Genomic DNA, 16,218 nt, shown 5'->3' with positions numbered 1-16,218 from the left:
TCAGCACTGGGAGGCTGATTTTCTGCAACACGGGTTCGCTCTGGAACCAGTCAGGGTCAATCTCTTGGAATGCGGGTGTGGAGTCTGGGGCTGCTGGCCCCTCCAGGCTCAGGTGACCCGTGAGGGCGAACGCGTCATCTGGAGCGAATTTGTCCAACCGCACCGCCGCGCTTCGTGGTCCTATGACGGCTTCGGCCCGTTCGTCTTCAGCGCCGAGCAGTACGAGGCTCAGGTGAGGGGTCCTCTGAAAGTTGTCCAGGGTGAATCCGCTGGACCCCAGTGACAAGGGCCGCCCATTCCGGCGGCTCTTCCCGTTCTCTACCCCTCCCGCTGCCCCGTCACCCAGTACCTGACCCGCTCGGCCACGTTCTCCATATGGTCCCCCACCCGCTCCAGGCTGCGGCCCACCCGCATCAGGGTCAGCGCCTTGGAGATGTGGCGGGGGTCTTCGAGCATGTAGGTCACGAGTTCGCGCTGGGTCTGCTCGTACAACTCGTCCACCTCGTCGTCCATTCGCAGGGTGGCCTCGGCGCGGGACACGTCTCGGTCGGCAATCGCGGTGCGGAGGTTCTGGCTCATCTCCGAGAGGCGCTCCAGCATCCGCGCGAGGTTCACGTAGCGTTTCAGGGCAGGCTGCTGCGCGAGTTCGGCGCCGTCCTGGGCCACGTGCACGGCGTAGTCGCCCATGCGCTCGATGTCGCTGAGGCTCTTGAGAATCAGCGCCACCAGCCGCAGGTCCCGCGCGACAGGTTGATGCAAGGCGATGATCCGCAGGCACTCGGCCTCGATCTGCGCCTCCATCGCGTCCACCTCGCGGTCGATGGCGCGGACCTCCTCCAGCCGCTCGGGGCGGGCATGCAGCAGCACCTCGCCCGCGATGGGCAGCATTCGCTCGACGGTGCCCAGCATGTTCAGGGCGCTGTTCAGGACGCTACGGAGGTCGGTGTCGAGGGCTTCACGCATGGGGACTCCTTGGGGTGGCTGGGGTAAGGGACGCGGCGGGAGGGGGCGGCCTACAGGTCACGGTGCCCCCCGCCCGGCAGGGTGAAACAGAAGGCGTTGCGCTCGCCCCGGCGCTCGGCCCAGACCTGCCCGCCCCAGCCCTCCACGATGGACCGGACGATATACAGGCCCATGCCGCTGCCCTGCCCGCCCACGCTGGGGCCACGGGTATGGGCGCGGAAGAGGCTGCCCGTCTCCCCCAGCGGGGCGCCGTGGTCGAGCACCGCGACCTCCACCCAGGCCCCGCGCGGCGCGGTGACGACCTCCACCGCCGAGGCGGGCGGGCCATAGCGCAGCGCGTTCTCGACGAGGTTGAGCAGCACCTGCAACAGCTTGTCGGGGTCGGCGCGGACGAGGTGGTCGTCGCCGAAGGTCAGCGTGGCCCCCCGCGCCGTGACCTCGGAGGCCAGCAGCCGCCCGGCCCGCGCGAAGGCTTCTGCCAGCGGCAGGGTGCGGGCACGGGTGGGCCGGAAGCCCACGGCGAGATCCTCGACGAGCCGTCCGAGGCGCTCGACCTCCTGCAAGCCCTGGCCGACGAACTTGCGGGCCAGCTCGGGGGGCAGGTCGTATTCCAGCGCCTCCAGCACCCCGCGCAGCCCAGCGACGGGCGTGCGGAATTCGTGCGAGAGCACCGCCGCCGCCTCGCGCAGCTCGGCCTCGCGGCGGCGGTGCTCGGTCACGTCCTCCACGATCAGCGCTCCGGGTTCCTCAGGCCCCGCGCGGGTCGCGGTGCAGCGCAGGGTGCGGCCCGCCATCTCGAGTTCCAGTTCGCCGCCACGCTCGGCGAGCGCCTCCAGGGTGTGGCGGCGCACGACCTCCAGCAGCGGGCGCCCGGCGGCCCGTTCCTGCGGCACCCCCCACAGCCGGGCGGCGGCGGCGTTCACCCGCAGGACGGTGGGAGCGCCGCCCGCCGACTCGAACAGCAGCACCGCCTGCCCCAGCGCGTCCATCCAGGCGTCGGGGCGGGGGGTGGCGGCGGTCTCCGTCATGCCTCCCCCATCCAGGGGCGCATCCGGTAGCCCTTGCCGCGCACCGTTTCCAGGAAGCGGGGCCGGGCGGGGTCATCCCCCAGGTGCGCCCGGAGCTGGGTTACATGCTGGTCCACCGTGCGCTCGCCGCCCAGAAAGTCCGGCCCCCACACCCGGTCGAGCAGTTCGGCCCGCGAGTACACCCGCCCGGTGTGCGCGGCGAGAAAGGCCAGCAGATCGAACTCGCGCCGGGTCAGCGGCAGGCCCCGGCCCGACAGCCGCGCGTCGGCGGCCCCCAGGTCGAGGACAAGGGGGCCGTGGGAAAGTTGGGGAGGCACGTCGGGCAGCGAGCGCCGCAGCAGCGCCCGCACCCGCGCCACGAGCTCCGCCGCCGAGAAGGGCTTGGTGAGGTAGTCGTCCGCCCCCGACTCCAGCCCCTCGACCCGCTCGGCCTCGGCGGCACGGGCGGTCAGCATCAGCACCGGGAGGCGGCGCAGCGCAGGGTCCGAGCGCAGCCGCCGCAGGAAGGTCAGGCCGCTCTCGCCGGGCAGCATCCAGTCGAGCACCAACGCGTCGGCGCCCGCCAGCGCCTCCTGCGCCGCCGGAACCGTCTCGAAAGCGCTGACCCGGAATCCGGCCCGCTCCAGATGAAAGCGCACCACGTCGCGCACGGTGCCCTCGTCCTCAATCACGACCACGTGGCTCATCGGTCCTCATTCTGGGGGCGGGAGGGTCAGGGGCGTGTCAGGCGGGGGGGACGGCCCGGCCGGGGAAGTCAGGTCAGGGTGGTCAGGCCGTCGTGCCCGTGCGCCCCGCCCCGTCCCCGGGGCCGTCTGCCTCTGGGAAGTTCAGCACGCGGGCGTCGCTCCACAGGCCCTCGAGGTCGTAGTACTCGCGGGCGTCCTTGGTCATGATATGCACCACGACCGAGCCGCCAAAGGCCAGCAGCAGCCAGCGCTCGCTGGGGCCTTCCACGCTGGGGCGCGGCAGCCCGGCGGCCTGTGCCTTCTCGCGGATGTTCTCCTGCACGGCGTTGAGCTGCAGACCAGCGGTGGCGGTGCAGATCACGAAGTATTCGAGGGTGCTGCTGACCTCGGTGAGGTCGAGTACGACCACGTCCTCGGCGCGGCGCTCGCGGGCCGCGTCCACGATGGCGCGGAGTTGCTGGTGCAGTTCGGTGTCGTTCTGGGGTTGGGTCATGGGGTCTCCGTGGGGGGTGGGGAAGGGTCGGGGGAAGGCGGCAGGGCGCTGAGGGCCGCGAGGCTCTGCCGGGCGTCCGCACCCAGCAGGATACCCACCTCGCCCGCGGCCACGGGAAACCGCTCGCCCTGAAGCCGGGGCAGCCCTAGAGCGTCGGCGAGTTGCGAGGCCGCCGCCACGTCCGGCCCGGTGACGACCTGACTCGCCTCGCGGCTGGCAGGCACCGTCTGGGCGCTTACCCGCGCGTAGCCCAGCGTCCGCAGCGCTGCTGCCAGCCGCGAGGCGAGGTCCGCGCCGCTCGCGTCCCGGATGCGGACCGTCACGTCTGCGAGGTCGCCGGGGGTGGCCGCCGCCGGACCCGCCGCCGCCTCGCCCCCGCTGCCCCAGACCCGCGCGAGCGCTTCTGGGTTCACCGCGAGGTTGGAGGTTCCCGGAATCGGCGTGGTGGGCAGGGTGGCGAACCTCAGCCGCAGCTCGGGCAGTTCGGGCAGCAGCGTGGTGAGGAGGGCGGGGTCAGCGTCCGTCTCCACCCCGTTGCCGACCCCACCCAGGATGGTGGGGAGCGCGGTCAGCCCCTGCGCGGAGGTCAGGCGCGAGGCGAGCTGGGTCAGCGCCTGCTTCTGGTGGTCGATGCGGCCGTAATCGTCCCCCACGCCTTTACGCACGCGCAGGTACAGCACCGCCTGCTCGCCCGTCAGGTGGTGGGGGCCGGGGGGCAGGCGCAGGTCCACGCCCGCCGCCCGGTCCACCCACTCGATGCCGCCCTCCGGCACGGTCACGTCCAGCCCGCCCAGCGCGTCGATCACGCGGGCCACGTAGTCGGTCCGCACGATGACGTGGGCGTCGATGCTCTCCCCGGTGATCGTCTCCACCGCCTGCACCAGCGCCGCCGGACCCCCCGCCCAGTAGCGGCCGTTGACCTTCTGCTCGGCCCAGCGCAGCTCCGGGTTGAAGGGGCCGACGTTGGTATCGCGGGGAATGTTCAGCACGTTGACCGCCGAGCCGTCCACCTTGACCAGCATCAGGGTGTCGGTGTTGGGGGGTTGCAGCAGGCCGGTGCGCTGGTCCTGGTCCGCGCAGGGGGTGCGGACGGCGCAGTACACGATGTCGCGCCCAGCGACGAGCAGCGTGAACTGCGGCACGCCCCCCGCCCCGGCCGCCGAGGCGTTCCCCGAGCTGTTCAGCACCGCGAGGCCGCCCAGCGACAGCGCCGCCAGCGTCAGCCCGCCGAGCTGCAGCGCCCGCACGCCGCGCCGGGAGTGGGAGGCGGCCGCTGAGGCCGGGGCCGCGAAGTCGAACTGAAAGCTGCCCGGCACGCCGGGTCCGGCGGGAGACTCGGTCATGAGACGCCGGGCAGGTCACAGGCGGGAGAGCGCACCTCCGGCAGCGCGTAGTAGGCCCGCAGGGTGCGCGGATGCACCTGAATGCCCCGGCCCTGGAGGTAGGTCACCTTGGACACGATGGCCTGCCCCAGCGCCGCTCCCAGGTCGCACAGGGCGAGTTCGCGAATGTCGGCATTCACGCCCCGGCCCGGTTCGGACACGTCGGCGATATACACGCAGGCGGCGACCGCATTGCCCCCGCGCGGCCCGGTCGTGTGGTCCTCCACGGCCTCCAGCACCACCGGGTCGGGGTAGCCCCAGCGCTCCAGCAGGGTGCGGGCCGCCCGCCCGTGCAGGGCGAGGGGATGGCCGACATCGATGGCGCATTCGGGGGGCGCGAGGCGCAGCAGTTCGGCGTCGGGTAGGTCGCGGGCGATGTCGTGCAGCAGCCCGGCAGCGTAGGCCCGCGCCTCGTCCAGCCCGTTGGCGCAGGCGATCTGGCAGGCGAGTTCGGCCACCCGCAGCACATGCTCGTAGCGCCGAGGCCGCACCATCAGGCGTACCCGCTCATCCCAGCCCGCCAGTTCGGCGAGGGGATGCCGGGGAAACTTCAGCTCCGCGATCATAGGGCCGCGTGGGTCAGACGCCACACCATGGGCGGAGTATACGCCCCCCACCCCGGCGATGTGGAAGAGAGGTCGCGGTCGCTTCTGCATCTTTATCCACTCGGACGTCATGGCGCGTCGCCTTCCCCGGCGGGCGGCGCCGCCGCCTGCACGGTGAGGCGCACCCGGATCTCCTCCAGCGCCTGTGCCCCGGCGGGCAGCCGCAGGGTGACGGGGGCCGTATAGCTGCCCACCCGGTAGGGGACTTCGCCCTCTATCTCCCGCAGCCGGGCCAGCAGGGCCGGGTCGGCGACCACCCGCACCCCGCTGGGCTGCACGCTCAGGGCCGTGACCCGCAGGCCGGGCGGGGGGTCCTCCAGCACGACAGGAAGGGTCTTGACGGGCACCTCGCCGCTGTCCACCCGCCGCACGGTGACGGTCGCGGGGGTCAGGGTGAGGCCCGCGACGGGTTCGCCCCGCCCGCCCAGGGCGATCAGCGGCGCCTCGCGCGTCTCGCCCGGCCCCAGCGACACGGGCGCGTTGACCACCCGCGCCACGGTGGCGACCACCCGGCCCGGTCCGCTGACGGTGGCCTGCGCGGGGGCCACCTCGTAGCGCGGAAGGCTGTTCTCGGGAGGGTTCGCCACGCTAAGGGTGACCTCCAGCGTGCGGGTGACCAGCGCGTCCACGAAACCCTGCACCCGCTCGGGCACCTGCCGCTGAAGGATGGTCCCTGTGGGCGCCTGCACCGTGACCGGGCGGGTGAAGCTGCCCTCCGGCACCCCGGTCACGTCCACCACCGCCTCGATGCTGTCGCCGCGCAGCTCGCGCAGCCGCTCGGGCCGCCCGGTCAGGTACACCCGCACGGTGGGCGGGTTGAGGTCGCGCACCGCCCGCTCGCCCGCCCCGCGCTCGGCGGTGGTGTCGCTGACGGTCACGGGCACGTCGTAGCCCTGCTCCACGTTGGCGCGGCGGTCGGTGGTCGCCACGAACCACAGGGTCAGGGCCACCCCCAGCGCGAGCAGCTTGGGCAGGAGGTTATGCAGGAAGCGCCGCCACAGCCGCAGCGGGGTCCAGCGGCGCTCCGGCCCGGTCACCCCGGCCCTCCGCTCTCGCCCCCGGAGGAGCGGCCCGCCGGGGTGGGCTCCGGCGGCTCGGAACGGCGGGCGAAGGGCAGGTCCCCCAGCACCGGCCGGTCATACAGCAGCGCCCGCAACTGCTCGCGCAACTCGGTGCCGTTGAGGTCCGGCCCCAGCCGCCCCGCGAGCGCGATCCGCATGCTGCCGCGCTCCTCGCTGGCGACCAGCACGACGGCGTCGGTGACCTCGGAGAGCCCGATGGCCGCCCGGTGCCGGGTCCCGTAGCGGCGGTAGGTGCCGTCACTGGACTGGAGGGGAAAGAGGCACCCCGCCGCCACCACCCGCGACCCCTGCACGATCACGCCGCCGTCGTGCAGGGGCGCGTTGCGGGCAAAGAGCGCCTCCAAAAAGGGCACGCTGATCACCGCGTCAATCTGCACCCCGGTCGCGGCATATTCCCCCAGCGGCGTGCGGCGCTCGATGGCGATCAAGGCCCCCGTCTTGCGCTCGGCCAGCCGCTCCAGCGCCCGCGCGAGGTCTTGCAGCGCGGCCCCGCTCGGCCCCGTCTCGCGCCCACGCGGGCGGCCCACCCGCTCCAGCGCGGCCCGCAGCTCCGGCTGAAAGAGGACCACCAGCGCGAAAAGACCCACCGTCCCCGCCCGTCCCAGGATGTAGCTCAGCGTGGTCAGGCCCAACAGCTCGGCCGCCGCCCACACCCCCGCGAAGACCACGATGCCGCGCAGCACGTTCACCGCGCGGGTGCCCACCACCAGCAGGTAGCCCTGATACACCAGAAAGGCCACCAGCAGCACGTCCAGCACGTCCCGCAGGCTCACCGAGCCGGGAATCAGGGACATGGGCGGCGCTCCACCGGGCCGCCCCGCACAGGGGCCTGCGGCACGCCGCCCACTATACGCGGGGGGGGAGGCCGGGCGCCGCCCCGCTACACTGCCGTATGGAACTGCGTTTTCTGGGCCACAGCACCTTCCTGCTCTCGCACGGGGGGCACCGCATCCTGATCGACCCCTTCCTCGCGGGCAATCCGCAGTGCCCGGTCAGCCTGGAAGAAGCGCTGGGCTGGAACCTCAGCGCCGTGCTGATCAGTCACGCGCACGGCGACCACTGGGGCAACGCGCTGGACTTCGGCCGGGCCGGGGTGCCGGTCATCGGGACGGCCGAGATCGGCGGATACGCGGCGGCGCACGGGGCCACGAATGCCATCGGTGCGAACATCGGCGGCACCGTGCGCGGCGAGTGGGGGAGTGTCTATTTCACGCCCGCATGGCACTCCTCGTCCTTTCCCGACGGCACCTACGGCGGCATGCCCACCGGATTGGTCGTGGAGATGGACGGGAAGCGCGTCTACCACGCGGGCGACACCAGCGTCTTTTCCGACATGCGCCTGATCGGGGACCGGGGGCTGGACGCCGCCCTGCTGCCCATCGGCGACCACTACACCATGGGGCCGCAGGAAGCCGGGCGCACCCTGGAGCTGCTGCGCCCGCGCGTGGCCGTGCCCATGCACTACGGCACCTTCCCGCCGCTGACCGGCGACCCGCAGGTCTTCGCGGCGGCGGGGCAGGCGCAGGGGGTGGAGGTGCGGGTGCTGAAGCCGGGGGAGACGACAGAGCTGTAAGCGCTCCGCTCTCCGCAATCAGCCTGGGCCTATTCCGCTGACGGCTGAAAGCGGAGGGCGGACCGCTCCTACGCCATCCCCTGAAACTGCACCTCCACCCCCTGCCCGTCCGCCGCTTGCCGCGCCTGGGCCAGTGCGGAGTGCGCGGCGGGCAGCAGCGCCCGCTCGGGCCGTTGCCACAGGGCCTGGGCGACCTTGCTGGCCCGGCGCACCAGCAGATGCTCGCCGGGCCGCGCCAGGGTGATCGCCGCGAGCAGGGCCTGGGCACTGGGCGGCACATCCGAGAGGGGGTCCAGCGGCACGTGGGCTGTCACCCGCTCGCCGGGCCGCCGCAGGCTCACGCGGGCTTCCGGGACGGCGGGGCGCTGCTCAATCAGGACTTCCGCCTGCGGCCCCTCCAGCGCGGGCACGCTCAGCCCCCGGCGGGCGGCATTGGCGAGGTCGTGCGCCGAGAGCATGTGCCGCCGGGTGCGCGGGGTGTACCCCACCCGCAGCGCGATGCCCCGCGCCTCCGCCTCGTCGATGACTTCCCGCGCGAGGTCCGCGAGCAGCCACGGCCCCCGCCCCCGGCCCACCGAGGCGATCACGGCCTCGTTGTCGGTGTGCACGCTCAGCCCCTCGCCGGGGGGCGCGTGCCGCACGGCTTCGAGGACCGCCCGCAGCTCGGCGGCGTTGTTGTCGGGGGCCGCCATCTGGCCCTGGTAGCCCACCGGGAGGGTCCCCGGCGTCAGCAGAATCAGCCCCCAGCCGCCCACGCCGTGCCCGCCCTGCGTCTCGTGCCAGCTCGCGTCCACGTAGGCGTGGTTCATGTCAGCTCCCATCATGCCTGCCTGGAGTGACCCACAATGCGATACTCGCCGCATGGATGTCCTGGCCCTCTACCGCGAGGCGGGCGCGTACCACGAGGGGCATTTCCTGCTCGCCTCGGGCCGCCACTCGCCCAAGTTCCTGCAATCCACCACCGTGCTGCAATACCCGCACCTCACCGGGCAAATCGGGCAGGCCCTCGCCCAGAAGGTGCAGGAGGCCGGGCTGTCCCCCCGCCTCGTCGTCGGCCCCGCGATGGGCGGCGTGGTCCTCGCCTACGAGGTGAGCCGCCACCTGCCCGGCACCCGCGCGATCTTCGCGGAAAAGGACGGCCAGGGCGGGATGAAGGTCCGCGAGGCGTTCCGCATTGACCCGGGCGAACCCTTCATCGCCGTGGAGGACGTGCTGACGACCGGGGGCAGCGTGTTGAAGGCCGTTCGCGCGGTAGAAGCCCTCGGCGGGCGGTGCGTGGCCGTCGCCTGCATCGTGGACCGCCGGGCAGAGGAGGGGCCGCTCGCCGGGTACCCGCTCGTTTCCCTTACCCGCCTGACCTTCGACACCTACGCCCCGGACGAGGTGCCGGAGTGGTTGGCGCAGGTGCCGCTCCGGGAGATTTAACCGCTCCAAGCGCTCCGGAACTCCTTGGCGGGGGCGTCGGCCCAGCTCACGGCGTCCCCGCCCTGCCGCACAAGAAATCGGCGCACCAGCTCGTAACCGAGGGCGTACCCGGCCCAGCGGGGCAAGCTTTCCGCCTCCGAGCCGTAGAACCAGGCGGGGTGGCCGTAGTCGGGAGAATCCAGTAGAGGTTGTGCCCGGTCCCAGAGGGCGTCCAGATCGGCCGAAATGACAGCGTAGGGCGGCGGCCCGCCCCGTTCCCCAGCCTCGTACTGCTGGGCCAGTCCCTCCGAGACGAGCGCTTTCAGCAGCGTCTGCCCATACCCCGGCCCCCGCCAGCGCCGCGCGTGGTGCAGTTCGTGGGCGAGGGTAGCGGGCAGCTCGGTGCGCCAGCCGCCCGCGAAGTTCGGATTGTCGGGAGTCAGCGTGATGTCGATGTAATGCGGCAGGGGAGCGTACCCCAGCACCCCCGTCTCTGGCAGGGTCCACGGCGCGACCCGCACGGCCACATCCACCCCGTCCAGGTCCAGCCGCGCCGCATGCCGGGCGAGGGCGGCCTCGGCCACCGCCCGCACTTCATCGGCCAACGGCGGGGAGAGCAGCCCGCCCGCATTCATCAGGTGCAGCACGTTCGCCATACCTGACCCTATCCGCCCCTCCCCGGCCCATGCGTCCGCCAACTGGCCGAACCCGGTAGACGAAAGCGGCCAACCCCGCTGGGGGCTGACCGCTGACGGCGAAGGGCTGAGAAGAGACGCGGGGCGGCCCGCGTCTCCTGTGCCTACTCGCTCTGCTCGCCCCTGACGGGTGGCATTAGATCTCCAGCAGCATCCGCGCCGGATCTTCGAGGATGTTCTTGATCGTCACCAGGAACTGCACCGCTTCCTTGCCGTCGATGATGCGGTGGTCGTAGCTCAGCGCCACGTACATCATCGGGGCGATCACGACCTGCCCGTTCTGGGCGATGGGCCGCTCGATGATGTTGTGCATGCCCAGAATCGCGCTCTGGGGCGCGTTGATGATCGGGGTGCTCATCATGGAGCCGAAGGTGCCGCCGTTCGTGATGGAAAAGGTGCCGCCCGACATGTCCTCCATCGTGAGCTTGCCGTTCCGCGCCTTGGTCGCGTATTCGGCAATCTGCTTCTCGATGGCCGCGAGGCTCATGCCGTCGGTGTCTCGCAGGATGGGCACCACCAGGCCACGGTCACTCGCGACCGCGATGCCGATGTCGTAATAGCCGTGGTAGATGATGTCCTTGCCGTCCACGCTGGCGTTGACGACCGGGAACTGCTTGAGGGCCTCGGTCGCCGCCCGCACGAAGAGGCTCATAAAGCCCAGCTTGACCCCGTGCTTGGCCACGAACTGGTCCTGATACTTCTTGCGCAGGTCCATCGCGGGCTTCATGTTGACCTCGTTGAAGGTCGTCAGCAGCGCGGCGGTGTTCTGCACGTCCTTGAGGCGCTCGGCGATACGGGCGCGGATGCGCGTCATGGGCACGCGCTGCTCGGGCCGGGCGCCCTGGGGGACGGGGGCACTCTCGGCGGCGGGCGGGCTGCTGGCCGCTGGCTGCCCGCCGCTGGTCCCCTCCGCCTCGCGCATGCTGGGGGGCTGCGCGGCGTCCTGCGGTCCCTGATAGGTCAGGCCGCCCTGGGCCGCGACCACCGCGTCCTCCTTGGTGATGTTGCCCTTCGGCCCGGTCGCGGGAATCTGCGCGGGGTCCAGGCCCTTTTCCGCCACGATCTTGCGAACGGCGGGGGAAAGGTCATCGCGGCGGGCGGGAGCCGTGCCTTGGCTGTCGGGCTGAACGGCCGTGCCGCCCGCGCTCGTCTCGCCCGCGACGGGGCCACTGGCCTGGTCCGCGCCCGGCGTGGCTACCGGAGTGCTCGCCGCCGGGGCGCTGCCCGCATCGCCGACGGTGCCCAGCACTTCTTCGCTGAGCACGGTGTCGCCTTCCTGCTTGGCGATGCCGGTCAGCACTCCGTCTTGCTGGGCGGTGACCTCCAGCACGACCTTGTCGGTCTCGATCTCGGCCAGCACCTCGCCGCGCTTGACGGCGTCGCCGGGCTTCTTGTGCCAGGTCAGGAGCGTGCCCTCGCTCACCGACTCGGAAAATACGGGAACCTTGATGTCGGCCATAACGTGCTCCTTTATACCCCCACGCGGGCGTGACTGGCCGGGTGACGGGCTTGGGCCTCCCCCAGAGGCAGCGAAAAGGGCCGGAGCACGTGGCCCCGACCCCGGCACAGGCGCGGCTCAGCCCTGCGCCTTGGCCTCCTCGGCGATCTCGATCTGCGCCTCGAAGTCCTCGCGGCTGACGCGCTCGCCCAGGGCGTCCGCGATCACGCGGGCCTGCTCCTGCGCGTGCACGCTGGCGTAGCCCACCGCCGTGCTCGCCGCACGGGGGCGGCTGGCGTAGGTGAGGGTCTGGCCGTCAGCCAGCGCCCGCTCCAGATCGTCACGGATCATCAGCCATGCCCCCTGGTTCTGGGGTTCTTCCTGCGCCCACACGACCGCCGCGCCGGGGTGCCGGGCGAGTTCGGCCGCGAGCGCCTCAGCGGGGAAGGGGTAAAGCTGCTCGAGCCGCACGAGCGCGGTGCCCGCGTAGCCTTCCTTGTCGGCGTCCCGCGCTTCCGTGAGTTCCCAGTGAAGCTTGCCGGAGGAGATGACCACCCGGCGGGCCTTCTCGACGGTGGGGTCCCCGATGACCTCGTGGAAGCGGCCGTCCGTGAGTTCGGACAGCGGGCTCATGGCGAGCTTGTTGCGCAGCAGGCTCTTGGGGGTCATCACGATCAGGGGCTTGCGGTAGGGCCGCAGCACCTGACGGCGCAGCAGGTGGAAGATCTGCGCGGCGCTGCTGGGCACCACGACCTGCATGTTCTTCTGGGCGCACAGTTGCAGGTACCGCTCCAGCCGGGCGCTGGAGTGCTCCGGCCCCGCGCCCTCGTAGCCGTGGGGCAGCAGCAGGGTCAGCCCGCTGAGGCGCTGCCACTTGCTCTCGCCCGCCGAGAGGAACTGGTCCACGACGGCCTGCGCCCCGTTCGCGAAGTCCCCGAACTGCGCTTCCCACGCGACGAGCGCCTTGGGTTCGGAGGTCGAGAAGCCGTACTCGTAGGCCATCACCGCCTCTTCGGAGAGGGTCGAGTCGATCACCTCCACCCGGCCCTGCTCGGGCGCGAGGTGCGCGAGGCCCAGGTATTCCCCCTCCAGCGGGTTCTGCGCGTTCTGGTCGTGCAGCACGGCGTGGCGGTGCACGAAGGTGCCGCGCCCCGAGTCCTGCCCGACGAGGCGCACCCCGTAGCCTTCCACCAGCAGCGAGGCGTAGGCCAGCATCTCGCCCATGCCCCAGTCCAGCGGTTGCTCGCCCCGGCTCATGGCGGCGCGGGCGTCGAGGACCCGCTTGACGCCCCGGTGCGGGGTAAAGCCGTCGGGCACCTGCGCGAGCTTCAGGCCCAGCTCGCGCAGCCGTTCTTCCGGCACGGCGGTCGCCGTCTCGTCCGTCCAGTGCGTGTCCGTGTAGCTCTTCCAGTCGGCGGCGAGGCGGCTCTGTTCCTGATTCTCCATTTCCTCGACCACTGCGCCCCCCGCGTCGAGCTGGTCGCGGTAGCGCTCGATCAGCGCGTCGGCCTCGCCCACTTGCAGCACGCCCGCCCCCTCCAGCGCCTGCGCGTACAGGGCGCGGGTGCCGGGGTGCGCCTTGATCTCGCGGTACATGATGGGCTGGGTCATGGTGGGGTCGTCGGCCTCGTTGTGGCCGTGGCGCCTAAACGAGATCAGGTCGATGAACACGTCCTTGCCGAAGGTCTGGCGGTACTCCAGCGCGAGGTCGCCCGCAAAAGCCACCGCCTCGGGGTCATCCCCGTTGACGTGCAGGACGGGCGCGTTGGCGATCTTGGCGACATCGGTGCAGTAGCGGCTGCTCCGGGTGTCGCGCGGGTCGGAGATCGTGAAGCCGATCTGGTTGTTGATGACGATGCGAACCGCCCCACCCGTCGTGAAGCCGCGCAGGCGCGAGAGGTTCAGCGTTTCCATGACCACGCCCTGCCCGCTCACGGCGGCGTCGCCGTGCACGGTGATGGGCAGCACGGCCCGGCGCTCGGTGTCGCCCCGGCGGTCCTGGCGGGCGCGGACACTGCCGTGCACGACGGGCGAGACGATCTCGAGGTGCGAGGGGTTAAAGGCCAGCGCGAGGTGCATCGGGCCGCCGGGGGTCCGCACGTCGCTGGAAAAGCCCATGTGGTACTTCACGTCGCCCGCGACATCGGGATCGTCGCTGAGGCGCTTCTTGCCCTCGAACTCCGCGAAGAGGTCCGAGGGCTTCTTGCCGAAGATGTTCACGAGGACGTTCAGGCGCCCTCGGTGCGCCATCCCGATCACGGTTTCCTTGACCCCGTGCTGGCCCGCCTGCTGAATCAGGCGGTCCATCAAGGGGATAAAGCTCTCGCTGCCCTCCAGCGAGAAGCGCTTCTGGCCCACGTACTTGACGTGCAGGTAGCGCTCCAGCCCCTCGGCGGCGTTGAGCTTGGTCATCAGGCGGCGGCGTTCCTCGGCGCTGTACTGGCCCCGGCCGCGCCCGGCCTCGATGCGCTCCTGAAACCACTGCCGCTCATTGGCCGGGAGGTAGTTGTACTCGAAGCCGATCGCCCCGCAGTACGTCTCCTGAAGCTGGGCGATCACGTCCCGGAGGGGTCCCTGGAACACGCCGTCGTGGACGGGCTCGTTCAGGTCGGCCTCGGACAGCCCGTAATATTCCGGCGTCAGCTCGGGCACGACCGGCAGGCCGCGCATCTTCAGCGGGTTCATCTTGGCGCTGATGTGGCCGTACACCCGGTAGGCGGTGATCATGGCCCCGGCGGCCTGCTGCGCCCCACTGACCCCCTGCGGGGCAGGCACGACGGCCCCGCCCCCGCCCCGGCGCTGGGTGCCGAGCTGGTAGAAGGCTTGCTGCACGGGCGAGTGCGCCGTCTCACGGGCGCCGCCCCGCACCTCGTCGAAGTAGTCCCGCCAGGCCGGGTCCACGCTTGCCGGGTCGGCCAGATACGCCTCGTACAGCCCCTCGATAAAGGCCGCGTTCGCGCCGGACATGATGGTCTGCGACTGCGTCATAACGCTCCCCAGCATACCCCTGCCCCGCCCCAGGCCCCGTGTGCCCCGGCTCCTTTAGCACCTCTGCCCCCACGGCGGTAACACCGGGTTTCTTCATGAGCAGGCGGGACCGGGTGCCTTAGGCTGCCTGTCATCTCCGACAGGTGTCTAGACGGGTATCAAGGAACACGCACGACCTAAGCAGGGTTGCCCAGGAACGCCGGACGCTCCGGCGGGGGTGCCGTGCCCAAGCCCGACGGAGGGACCACATGACCCGTTACCGTGATGACCGCTACGACGACCGCGATATGACCAGCGACGACCGCCGCATGCAGGGGGACCGTGACCAGCGTTATGGCCGCGATGACCGTTACGGACAGGACGATCAGCGCGGCATGATGGACGGTGGCTGGAGCCGCGACCAGGGCCGGGACGACGACCGCCGGGGCGAGCGTTACCTGTATGCCGACCGCTCGGGTATGGGCGGCGGGATGGGCCAGGGCCGCGGGATGGACGACGACCGTTTCAGCTCCGGCATGGGGCGCGGCCAGAGCATGGGCTCCGGCCAGGACCGGTATGGGCAGGGGGGGTACGGGCAGGGCGGCTTCCGCTCGTCTTCCTCCTCGTACTCCGACGACCGCCGAATGTCGGGGGGCATGGGGATGGGAGACGACCGCTATGGCCGCCAGACCTACGTCGCCGACCCCCAGGGCGACATGGGCCGGGGCATGGGCGGCATGGATGACCGTTACGGCCGTTCCTCGATGGGGAGGATGGGTAGCCAGTACGGTCAGTCCGGGGGCGGGCAGTCGGGCGGCTCGTACAGCTCGGGCGGGATGGGCATGTCGGGCGGCATGTCCGGTATGAGCGGCATGGACAGCCACCGGGGCAAGGGTCCCAAGGGCTACCAGCGCAGCGACGACCGCATCCGCGAGATGGTGAACGACGCCCTCGAGGACGACGATCACGTGGACGCCAGCGACATCGAGGTGCAGGTGCAGGGCGGCGAGGTCACCCTGACGGGGACCGTGCGCGACCGCCAGCAGAAGCGCCGCGCCGAGGAAGCCATCGAGCACCTGCGCGGCGTGCGCGACGTGCACAACCACCTGCGGGTGTCGCAGGGCGGCATGGGCCAGGGCAGCCAGTCCGGGATGGGCGGCTCCGGCATGGTGATGTCGAGCATGGGCCAGTCGGGAATGGGCCAGTCCGGCATGAGCGGCGACATGGACAACCGGGGCATGGACACCTCCGGCATGGGCCAGACCAGCCTCGGCGGGTCCAGCATGGGCCAGAGCAGCAGCGGCATGGGCGGCAGCAGCACCGGCGGCATGATGGGCGACACCCAGACGAGCATGGGTCAGACGGGCAGCAGCCAGACCAGCATGGGCAGTACGGCGGGCGGCACCGGGATGGGCGGGGGCAGCGACTCCAGCGTCTCGCGCACCGGCAGCGCCGGCTACAGCTCGGGCACCGATACCCCCGCCGGGTCGCTGGGCAGCAGTGTGGACAGCGACCGCAGCAATGACGACACCAAGAAGTAAGGGCGTCCCCACCCGCGCCTGAATCTTCCCTGACCGGGCCGCCGACCCTGCCGCACCACCGGGGTTGGCGGCCCTCCCCACCCACAGGAGCCTCCATGACCCAGGACGACCGCACCCCCCCCCCCCCCCTCTGGCATCGACCAGCCCGCCCTTCCCGACGACCTCGGCAACGAGCTGAGCGAACGCTCCGGCTACTACGACGAGTCCGAGAGCGGCATGGGGAATACGCCGACCTTCCCCGGAAACCCAGCCGCGCCCACCGACACCCCCGGTTCTGGAGCCATAAACGACACCGGAACCACGTTCGGCACGGGCGGCGACGACAAGGGGATGTAAGACAGAGGGGACGTAAAACGGCAGA

At 71.4% G+C, this 16,218-nt stretch carries 15 protein-coding genes; 3 read left to right on the top strand and 12 right to left on the bottom strand.

Going from position 1 to position 16,218, the window contains the following annotated elements; genetic code table 11:
- Positions 1-318: 318 nt before the first annotated feature.
- From phoU to cdaA, 8 genes are all read right to left on the bottom strand, one after another.
- Complete coding sequence (gene phoU, locus L1280_RS11285) at positions 319-963, bottom strand: phosphate signaling complex protein PhoU (protein WP_253582395.1); 645 nt, start codon at positions 961-963, stop codon at positions 319-321.
- A gap of 50 nt (positions 964-1,013) precedes the next feature.
- Positions 1,014-1,991 (bottom strand): ATP-binding protein, encoded by a 978-nt coding sequence (locus L1280_RS11280; protein ID WP_253582394.1) that lies wholly within the window; start codon positions 1,989-1,991, stop codon positions 1,014-1,016.
- Entirely contained in the window at positions 1,988-2,677 is a 690-nt protein-coding gene (locus tag L1280_RS11275) for a response regulator transcription factor (RefSeq protein ID WP_253582393.1), read from the bottom strand. The genes L1280_RS11280 and L1280_RS11275 overlap by 4 nt, the downstream gene beginning before the upstream one ends.
- Positions 2,678-2,759: 82 nt before the next feature.
- Positions 2,760-3,170, bottom strand: coding sequence for a ribosome silencing factor (rsfS, locus tag L1280_RS11270; RefSeq protein ID WP_253582392.1), 411 nt, complete (start codon positions 3,168-3,170; stop codon positions 2,760-2,762).
- Positions 3,167-4,513 carry an LCP family protein gene (locus L1280_RS11265; protein ID WP_253582391.1) on the bottom strand — a complete coding sequence of 449 codons (1,347 nt, stop codon included), beginning with the start codon at positions 4,511-4,513 and terminating at the stop codon, positions 3,167-3,169. The genes rsfS and L1280_RS11265 overlap by 4 nt, the downstream gene beginning before the upstream one ends.
- Positions 4,510-5,118 (bottom strand): bis(5'-nucleosyl)-tetraphosphatase (symmetrical) YqeK, encoded by a 609-nt coding sequence (gene yqeK, locus L1280_RS11260; protein ID WP_253582390.1) that lies wholly within the window; start codon positions 5,116-5,118, stop codon positions 4,510-4,512. Before yqeK ends, L1280_RS11265 begins: the two co-directional genes overlap by 4 nt.
- A 107-nt stretch (positions 5,119-5,225) precedes the next feature.
- Positions 5,226-6,194, bottom strand: coding sequence for a CdaR family protein (locus tag L1280_RS11255; RefSeq protein ID WP_253582389.1), 969 nt, complete (start codon positions 6,192-6,194; stop codon positions 5,226-5,228).
- Positions 6,191-7,033, bottom strand: a complete 843-nt coding sequence (cdaA, locus tag L1280_RS11250) for a diadenylate cyclase CdaA (protein ID WP_253582388.1) — start codon at positions 7,031-7,033, stop codon at positions 6,191-6,193. The genes L1280_RS11255 and cdaA overlap by 4 nt, the downstream gene beginning before the upstream one ends.
- A 98-nt stretch (positions 7,034-7,131) precedes the next feature.
- On the opposite strand from cdaA, the gene L1280_RS11245 reads away from it, so the two are divergent.
- The gene (locus tag L1280_RS11245) at positions 7,132-7,812 is read left to right on the top strand and encodes a metal-dependent hydrolase (RefSeq protein WP_253582387.1); all 681 of its coding nucleotides are present in this window, start codon (positions 7,132-7,134) and stop codon (positions 7,810-7,812) included.
- 68 nt (positions 7,813-7,880) lie between these two features.
- Here the strand turns inward: L1280_RS11245 and L1280_RS11240 are convergent, their stop codons facing one another.
- Positions 7,881-8,621, bottom strand: a complete 741-nt coding sequence (locus L1280_RS11240; protein ID WP_253582386.1) for a ribonuclease H — start codon at positions 8,619-8,621, stop codon at positions 7,881-7,883.
- Between the two features lie 52 nt (positions 8,622-8,673).
- Here L1280_RS11240 and pyrE point away from each other — a divergent pair, with 52 nt between their 5' ends.
- The gene (gene pyrE / locus L1280_RS11235) at positions 8,674-9,237 is read left to right on the top strand and encodes an orotate phosphoribosyltransferase (RefSeq protein WP_253582385.1); all 564 of its coding nucleotides are present in this window, start codon (positions 8,674-8,676) and stop codon (positions 9,235-9,237) included.
- Here the strand turns inward: pyrE and L1280_RS11230 are convergent.
- From L1280_RS11230 to L1280_RS11220, 3 genes are all read right to left on the bottom strand, one after another.
- Positions 9,234-9,872: a DUF2268 domain-containing putative Zn-dependent protease gene (locus L1280_RS11230; RefSeq protein ID WP_253582384.1), complete on the bottom strand. Its 639-nt coding sequence runs from the start codon at positions 9,870-9,872 to the stop codon at positions 9,234-9,236. The genes pyrE and L1280_RS11230 overlap by 4 nt on opposite strands.
- A gap of 175 nt (positions 9,873-10,047) precedes the next feature.
- Positions 10,048-11,370, bottom strand: coding sequence for a 2-oxoglutarate dehydrogenase complex dihydrolipoyllysine-residue succinyltransferase (gene odhB, locus L1280_RS11225; RefSeq protein WP_253582383.1), 1,323 nt, complete (start codon positions 11,368-11,370; stop codon positions 10,048-10,050).
- Positions 11,371-11,487: 117 nt separating this feature from the next.
- Positions 11,488-14,337 carry a 2-oxoglutarate dehydrogenase E1 component gene (locus tag L1280_RS11220; RefSeq protein WP_253582382.1) on the bottom strand — a complete coding sequence of 950 codons (2,850 nt, stop codon included), beginning with the start codon at positions 14,335-14,337 and terminating at the stop codon, positions 11,488-11,490.
- A 248-nt stretch (positions 14,338-14,585) separates the two neighbouring features.
- On the opposite strand from L1280_RS11220, the gene L1280_RS11215 reads away from it, so the two are divergent.
- Positions 14,586-15,857 carry a BON domain-containing protein gene (locus L1280_RS11215; protein WP_253582381.1) on the top strand — a complete coding sequence of 424 codons (1,272 nt, stop codon included), beginning with the start codon at positions 14,586-14,588 and terminating at the stop codon, positions 15,855-15,857.
- Positions 15,858-16,218: the final 361 nt, after the last annotated feature.

Source organism: Deinococcus sp. HSC-46F16, assembly GCF_024171495.1.
Taxonomy (GTDB): Bacteria; Deinococcota; Deinococci; order Deinococcales; family Deinococcaceae; genus Deinococcus.
This window is presented reverse-complemented; position numbering and strand designations above follow the sequence as displayed.

What these genes read in the sequence shown, in the direction of transcription:
- yqeK (WP_253582390.1), bottom strand. Translation starts at nt 5,118, where the DNA reads ATGATCGCGGAGCTGAAGTTTCCCCGGCATCCCCTCGCCGAACTGGCG.
- L1280_RS11245 (WP_253582387.1), top strand. Translation starts at nt 7,132, where the DNA reads ATGGAACTGCGTTTTCTGGGCCACAGCACCTTCCTGCTCTCGCACGGG.
- pyrE (WP_253582385.1), top strand. Translation starts at nt 8,674, where the DNA reads ATGGATGTCCTGGCCCTCTACCGCGAGGCGGGCGCGTACCACGAGGGG.
- rsfS (WP_253582392.1), bottom strand. Translation starts at nt 3,170, where the DNA reads ATGACCCAACCCCAGAACGACACCGAACTGCACCAGCAACTCCGCGCC.
- L1280_RS11275 (WP_253582393.1), bottom strand. Translation starts at nt 2,677, where the DNA reads ATGAGCCACGTGGTCGTGATTGAGGACGAGGGCACCGTGCGCGACGTG.
- L1280_RS11265 (WP_253582391.1), bottom strand. Translation starts at nt 4,513, where the DNA reads ATGACCGAGTCTCCCGCCGGACCCGGCGTGCCGGGCAGCTTTCAGTTC.
- odhB (WP_253582383.1), bottom strand. Translation starts at nt 11,370, where the DNA reads ATGGCCGACATCAAGGTTCCCGTATTTTCCGAGTCGGTGAGCGAGGGC.
- L1280_RS11220 (WP_253582382.1), bottom strand. Translation starts at nt 14,337, where the DNA reads ATGACGCAGTCGCAGACCATCATGTCCGGCGCGAACGCGGCCTTTATC.
- L1280_RS11215 (WP_253582381.1), top strand. Translation starts at nt 14,586, where the DNA reads ATGACCCGTTACCGTGATGACCGCTACGACGACCGCGATATGACCAGC.
- L1280_RS11280 (WP_253582394.1), bottom strand. Translation starts at nt 1,991, where the DNA reads ATGACGGAGACCGCCGCCACCCCCCGCCCCGACGCCTGGATGGACGCG.
- cdaA (WP_253582388.1), bottom strand. Translation starts at nt 7,033, where the DNA reads ATGTCCCTGATTCCCGGCTCGGTGAGCCTGCGGGACGTGCTGGACGTG.
- L1280_RS11230 (WP_253582384.1), bottom strand. Translation starts at nt 9,872, where the DNA reads ATGGCGAACGTGCTGCACCTGATGAATGCGGGCGGGCTGCTCTCCCCG.
- phoU (WP_253582395.1), bottom strand. Translation starts at nt 963, where the DNA reads ATGCGTGAAGCCCTCGACACCGACCTCCGTAGCGTCCTGAACAGCGCC.
- L1280_RS11240 (WP_253582386.1), bottom strand. Translation starts at nt 8,621, where the DNA reads ATGAACCACGCCTACGTGGACGCGAGCTGGCACGAGACGCAGGGCGGG.